This window comes from Stieleria sp., from assembly GCF_041595215.1.
In the GTDB taxonomy this organism is placed as follows: Bacteria; Planctomycetota; Planctomycetia; order Pirellulales; family Pirellulaceae; genus Stieleria; species Stieleria magnilauensis.
The window spans coordinates 1-3,768 of record NZ_JBFHKV010000872.1 but is presented as its reverse complement, the minus strand read 5'-3'; the positions used below and the strand labels follow the sequence as shown (position 1 = coordinate 3,768).

4 protein-coding genes are annotated in these 3,768 nt (G+C 57.6%); 2 read left to right on the top strand and 2 right to left on the bottom strand.

Features of this window, described 5'->3' with window-relative positions; translation table 11 throughout:
* Positions 1 to 663 (bottom strand): SMP-30/gluconolactonase/LRE family protein (locus ABX749_RS25500; protein WP_372898485.1); only part of this gene is annotated, 663 nt, incomplete at its 3' end.
* A gap of 293 nt (positions 664 to 956) precedes the next feature.
* Here ABX749_RS25500 and ABX749_RS25495 point away from each other — a divergent pair.
* Positions 957 to 1,979, top strand: coding sequence for an SPFH domain-containing protein (locus ABX749_RS25495; RefSeq protein WP_145208590.1), 1,023 nt, complete (start codon positions 957 to 959; stop codon positions 1,977 to 1,979).
* Between the two features lie 64 nt (positions 1,980 to 2,043).
* Positions 2,044 to 2,931, top strand: a complete 888-nt coding sequence (locus tag ABX749_RS25490) for an SPFH domain-containing protein (RefSeq protein ID WP_145208589.1) — start codon at positions 2,044 to 2,046, stop codon at positions 2,929 to 2,931.
* A gap of 245 nt (positions 2,932 to 3,176) precedes the next feature.
* Here the strand turns inward: ABX749_RS25490 and ABX749_RS25485 are convergent.
* A partial coding sequence (locus ABX749_RS25485) for a hypothetical protein (RefSeq protein WP_372898484.1) occupies positions 3,177 to 3,768 on the bottom strand: 592 nt, incomplete at its 5' end.

The following is a 3,768-nucleotide window of genomic DNA, read 5'->3' as shown; positions in this document are numbered from 1 at the left end:
CTCGCCCAACGAACCGTCTTCCTTGATCGGGAACTTGTAGGTCTTGCGCGCGCCGATGTCCGCGACATACAGGACCTTGTTTTCGTCGTCGCCGATGATTCCGTTGGGCTGGGTGAAGTCCCCGGCGACTTGGGAAAGTGTTCCGTCGGGTGAAAGTCGATAGACCCCGCGAGGGCTATCGGCAGGAATCTCTTGCGTCCAATAGGGGCGTTTGTAGAGCGGATCGGTGAAGTAAATCGCGCCGCGACTGTCGACCCAGCAATCGTTGGGACCGTTGAATCGCACACCGTCGTGTCGGCCGACAAGCACCTGGTGAGTCTTGTCCTTGATGTTGATACGCCATAATTCGTTGTTGCCGTCGGCGCAGGCGATCAGCTGGCCCGGCGCGACGAAGTACAGCCCGTTGCTGCGGCCGCATGGCGAAAGCCAGTCCGTGGTCGTGCCACTGGCAAATTCGTAACGCACGATTCGATCGTTCGGCTGGTCGGTGAAGTAGACGTCGCCGTTTGAGTCTGTCGTCGGACCCTCGGTGAACTGGTAGCCGCTGCCGACTTTGACCACTGTCGCATCTGGGGCGATGATCGGGGATTCGGCCCGCGTTGGCGCGACGGAAACAACGAGGAAGAAAGCCAAACAGGGGAACAAGAGGGCGCGTAAATGCATCGTCGAGTCGGTGGGAGGCGTTCGAATTGGGGAGGTAATCGGCGGATTTTAGTCGATGGGGATGGTGTTGGGGCAAAACAATGGAGGCAAAACGATGGGAGGCAGAATGATGGGGTGGCAGGACAATGCGCGTGGATTTGTCGACTTGTCTGAAAAAAATCGCCCTTGAAGGTGGGAGTTGAGGCCCATTTTGGGTGTTGCGGGGAGGAACGCCCCGCCCGCGCTTAAGCGTGGGGTATCTTTGGACTCAAGGTACCGGTCCCACTTTTCGCCCAATCACACCAAGCACGGCTATGTCATTTATCCTCGGACTGATGATGGGCATCATCATCTACAGCTTCTTCCGCTGCATTGTCGGCGGTTTCTACACGGTCAGTCCCGATCAAAGGGCGATTGTGACGAGTTTCGGGAAGGCTCAGCGATTAGAAGGCATGCAGGTCACCGGCGGTGACACGGATTCTGACGGCTTGAGTGACGAAGAACACCAACGGTACGAATACCCTCAAGTCCGTGTCGTTGGCCCCGGCGGTCCCTATTTCAAAATGCCATGGCAGGACGTCCACAAGGTTTCCGTCGCGACTCAGGCGGTCGACCTTTCGTGGGACCCCTCGAAGGCCCAGGACACGATCGAAGCGGTCACGAAGGACAACCTGACGACCGGGATCAACGGCCAACTCCGCTATCGAATCAGCGAAAGCAACCTCTACCCGTACCTGTTCGGCGTGGCCAGCCCGCTCGAGCACGTGATGGGTTATTTCGTCAGCGTGCTTCGCGAGCGAGTCGCGAACTTCGTGGATCCGAAGGGCCAAACGCTGCTGGTCGATGCGGATGTCGACGAAGACGCAGGCGAGCAAACGTCACCGGCGATCGACCTGTCCGAAGGTGTCTCGATCAACGACTTGCGCAAAAACTTGCCGCTGCTGAACCAATACATGGAAGAGCAATGCCGTTCGACGACCGGTCGCTACGGAATCGAACTCGACGCGGCACTGATCACCGAGATTGATCCTCCCGGTGAAGTTGATCGCGCGTTGTCGGCGATCAACAGCACGCGAAACCAAGTCGCCGCCGACCTCAGCACCGCGCGGGCCGACAGCGAGCAGCAGATCACGATGAGTGCACGGGCTGTGGAGATCGCGACGAACAACGCACAAGCGGAGGTCGCACCCCTTCGTGAACTTGCCCAAACGCTCACCGAGATCAAAAAGGAAGGCGGCTCGTCCTGCCTGCAAGCCTATCTACGGAACGCCCGGATTCCGCTTTACTCCGTCGCCCGACGTGTGATCCAGACCACCCAGGCAAACACCGGCGGTTGAGACACGATTGGTACCGGTTGGCATTCGAAACTGAAAACACAACGATTATTGATAGGGTGATACGATGGGATGGTTCGGCGGCGGATTTATCTTCGGCTTGATGTTGATTCCAATTCTGCTTGGCTTCGCACGCTTCTTCGGGCTCTATGCCTGCGTCGGCGAATGCAAGGCACATGTCTTTACCTTGTTCGGCAAGGTGATCGGGACACTTGACCAACCGGGGTTGCAGATCCCGGTGTTCAAGTTCGGCCCTCGAGCCTTGCTGGTGCCGTTCTTCGGCAAGTCCTACGTGGTCGACACGTCGCTTCGTCAACATTACCTACGGAGCCAGATGGTCAATTCGGAAGAAGGCACGCCGATGGGCGTCGGCATCTGGTACGAGATGCGGGTGACCGATCCGGTTTCGTATCTGTTCACCAACGCCAATCCCGATGGTTCGCTGCAAGCCAACGTGACCAGTTCGACCATTTCCACACTCAGTAACTTGGAAATGGAAAAGATGCTCGAAGACCGTCATTCGCTCAGCCGAACCGTTCGCAAAACGGTCTCGCCGTTGTCAGAGAAATGGGGATACACGCTGGGATCGGTTTACATTCGTAAAGTCGCGTTCACCGATCGACTGATGGTCGACAACATCACCGAGAAGGTTGTCAAACGACTGGTTCAAGTGACCAGCGCGATGAAGCAGGATGGAGAAAATCGCGTCGGTCTGATCAAGAGCGAAACCGCGTTCCGGGTGTCACAGAAAATGGCCGAAGCGTCCGCGTCACGCCCCAAAATCGTCGGCAAGGCGCTCAACGAAATTGCCGCCGCCGACCCCGAAATCTTGAACACCGTCTTGACGGTCATGGAAGTCGACACGCTGATCGAGTCCAACGCCGAAGTCGACTTGCTGCCCGATTCCAGCAACGTCCTGATCCAAGTCGGCGAAGGTGCCGGACGAGAGCGGTAAGCCGGCGTTGCAGGTTTGGGCGTTTTGCGATTCTTGGTTCTGCTTGAGCTGCTCACTCCGGGGGAGGGGAGTTGGCAGAATGATTCGGGGCAGAATGATGGGGGCAAGACGATGGGGGCAAGACGATGGGGGCAAGACGATGGGGTGGCAGAATGATGGGGTGGCAGAATGATGGGTGGCAGAATGATGGGTGGCAGAATGATGGGTGGCAGAATGATGGGTGGCAGATGCGGTGAAGCGGTTGGCTATCGGCTGACCAGTTTTACTTCGTTCCAGTAGGCCCATTCGTTGTGCCAGTCGTTGGCTCGGTTCTCCAAAACCAGACGGATCTGGCTGCCGGCATACTTGGACAGATCGACGTGGACGTCCAGCCATTCGTCCTGCGAAACGGTGCTTGAGCTGATCGTCTGATCTGCGAGGACGTCTTTGCCTACCAGGACTCGCAATTGCCAATCGCCGTGCGGGTGATGACTGACGCGCATCTGCAAGCTCGTCGTTTTGCCTGCGGGAATTTTGACATCGCGAATCATTCGGCAGGGTTGATGGCGATCTTTCGGATGAGTCTGCATCGCCGACCGGTTACGGAAAACTTTGTGGTGCACGATGCCTCCCTCGCCGACGTTGCGGACATCAAATCCCGGTGCGACTCGCGCTACCACGCGTTGCCAGTCGGGGTCCGATCCCTCAGCCACATCCCCCGTCGCCAATCGTCTGGCCACAAATTCTTGCAAGCTGGAAAGCTTTCCGTTGACCGCGAGTGCCAACGCCTGTTCCGGGAATTCCGGCACCATCGGTTCGAGCGCGAACCAGTACATCCGTGCCAGGTTGTTATCTGTT

Bases quoted from the DNA above. Each gene is read 5' to 3' on its own strand.
- ABX749_RS25495 (WP_145208590.1), top strand. From the start codon at position 957: ATGTCATTTATCCTCGGACTGATGATGGGCATCATCATCTACAGCTTC.
- ABX749_RS25490 (WP_145208589.1), top strand. From the start codon at position 2,044: ATGGGATGGTTCGGCGGCGGATTTATCTTCGGCTTGATGTTGATTCCA.